The 2516-nt window shown below is 68.2% G+C and carries 2 protein-coding genes; one reads left to right on the forward strand and one right to left on the reverse strand.

Annotation, left to right across the window (positions count from 1 at the left end; translation table 11 throughout):
• A partial coding sequence (locus tag AB0K67_RS40430) for an endo-1,4-beta-xylanase (RefSeq protein WP_364070930.1) occupies window positions 1-940 on the reverse strand: 940 nt, incomplete at its 3' end.
• Between the two features lie 672 nt (window positions 941-1612).
• Here AB0K67_RS40430 and AB0K67_RS40435 point away from each other — a divergent pair.
• Window positions 1613-2516: PHB depolymerase family esterase (locus AB0K67_RS40435; RefSeq protein ID WP_364070932.1), on the forward strand; the 904-nt coding region annotated here is incomplete at its 3' end.

A 2516-nucleotide genomic window follows, 5' to 3' on the forward strand; every position in this document is an offset into this window, starting at 1 on the left:
TGCCGCCGTTGAGCGCGTTCAGCACCGCGGTGTAGGCGGCCTTCTTGTTGCCGTTGCCGTCGAAGAGCAGCGCGCTGGCCTGGGAGCCGAGCCAGGAGTCGGTGTCGCGCACGCCCCAGACCGTGATGCCGGTGCAGCGCGGCACCGCCAGGCAGTCGTTGACGACGCTCGCGTACGTCGAGGCCGAGCCGCCCTGGATGTCCAGCTCGGTGATCTGCACGTCCACGCCCAGCGCCGCGAAGCTCTGGATGGTCGTCCGGTAGTTCGGGTTGTACGGGCTGTTGCTGTTGAAGTGGGACTGCAGGCCGACGCAGTCGATCGGCACGCCGCGGGACTTGAAGTCCCTGACCATGTTGTACACGGCCTGTGTCTTGGCCCAGTTCCAGTTGTCGATGTTGTAGTCGTTGTAGCAGAGCTTGGCGTCCGGGTCGGCGGCGCGGGCGGTGCGGAAGGCCACCTCGATCCAGTCGTTGCCGGTGCGCTGCAGGTTGGAGTTGCGCCGGGCGCCCGAGTTGCCGTCGTCGAACGCCTCGTTCACCACGTCCCAGGCGTAGATCTTGCCCTTGTAGTGGCCCACCACGCCGTTGATGTGGTTGATCATCGCCTGGCGCAGGTCGTAGCCCTCAAGCTGCTGCATCCAGTACGGCTGCTGGTTGTGCCAGGCCAGGGTGTGCCCGCGGACCCGCTTGCCGTTCTGCACGGCCCAGTTGTAGATCCGGTCGCCGTTGCTGAAGTTGAACTGCCCCCGGTTCGGTTCGGTGGCGTCGATCTTCATCTCGTTCTCGGCGGTGATCATGTTGAACTCGCGGTTCGCGATCGTCGTGTACTGCGAGTCGCCGAGCTTGCCCGCGGCGATGGCGGTGCCGAAGTAGCGGCCGGTCTGTTCGGCCGCCGCGGCGAGCGTACTCTCCGCCGCCTGCGCGGGGGTGGCCAGCGTCATTGCCGCGACCATGCCGGCGGCGCCGATCGCGCTGATCAGACCGGTGATCAGCGCGCGTCTGCGCCCGCCGGACTTTCGGCCGGTGGGCCGGGACGGTGGGGACGGTCGGGACGGTGGGGACGATGGGGACGATGGGGACATGGCGTCGACGCTCATGCCTGAGCCTCCATGTACATATCGGGGGGAAGGGAGTCCGCGGAGACACCCGCGACATCGGCGCACGCGGGAACGCCGCGGCGTCGAGACGGCGTCCCCTGCCGCCACCACCGTTCTGGCAGGGGAGATCGTCGTGCGGTCTCAGTGTGGGAAGCACTCCGAAAGTTGTCAAGGATTCAGAGAAACTTTCGGGAACCGCCTGGTCGTGCGCGGCCGCCATATCGTGGCCGAACTCCACTTCAAGACCTTGAAACTTTCGGAGGGCAGGCGTCTCCCGTGAAACTTTCACACCTCGCGGAGAGCCGTCGGCGTGCGTAACGGCAGGTGAACGCGCTGAACCCGGCTCTCGCGCGGCTCCCGGCCGCCCCGAGGCCCTTGACAGGACGTTTCGGTCTCAGGTTTGCTCCGTCCGCCACCACCTTTCCTACGCCCGGGGAGACCCGGGTACCACTTGTTAGCGCTAACAGCACACGTCCGCCGCCGGAGACGGCGACCCCCCAGAAAGGACGTACGGCTATGAGAAGGTGCGCCGGCCTGACGGCCGGTCTGGTGGCGCTCGTCGCGGCGCTCGCGACGAGCCTGGCCATGTTCCTGACCGCCGCCCCGCGCGCGTCGGCGGCGACGCTGACCGAGGTGACGAACTTCGGTGACAACCCCGGCGGTCTGCGCATGTACCTCTACGTGCCGGACCGGCTCGCGGACCGGCCAGGGGTGCTGGTGGCGATGCACGGCTGCAACGGCTGGGCGCAGGGCTTCCACCAGGGCACGGAGTTCGCCTCGCTCGCCGACCGCCACGGCTTCATCGTCATCTACCCGCAGGCCAACAAGAGCACCAACGGCATGTCGAACTGCTTCGACGTCTGGTCGAACGAGGCCCTGCGCCACGGCGGCGGCAGCGACCCCGTCTCGATCGTCTCCATGGTGACGTACGTGCTCCAGCGCCACGGCGCCGACCCCGAGCGCGTCTTCGCCACCGGCTTCTCCTCCGGGGCGATGGAAACGCTCAACCTGCTCGCCACGTACCCGGACGTGTTCAAGGCCGGGGCTCCGTTCGCGGGCGTGCCGTACAGCTGCCTCGGCCCGACCGGCTGCGGGGACAAGTCGCCGCAGCAGTGGGGCGACCTGGTCAGGAACGCCTACCCCGGCTACAGCGGTCCCTGGCCGCGCGTGATGGCCTGGCACGGCACCAACGACTCGGTGCTGCCGTACTCGATGCTGCAGGAGGAGGTGGACCAGTGGACGAACGTGCACGGGTTGAGCCAGACCCCGACCTCCACCGACAGCCCGCAGTCCGGCTGGACCCGGCGCGTCTACGGCTCGGGGCAGGTCGAGGCGTACACGATCAACGGCGCCGGCCACGACCTGCCGCACACCGGGATGGCCGCGTACGCCATCCGCTTCTTCGGCCTCGACGACGGCG

It is taken from the genome of Nonomuraea sp. NPDC052634, assembly GCF_040678535.1.
Classification (GTDB): domain Bacteria; phylum Actinomycetota; class Actinomycetes; order Streptosporangiales; family Streptosporangiaceae; genus Nonomuraea; species Nonomuraea fastidiosa.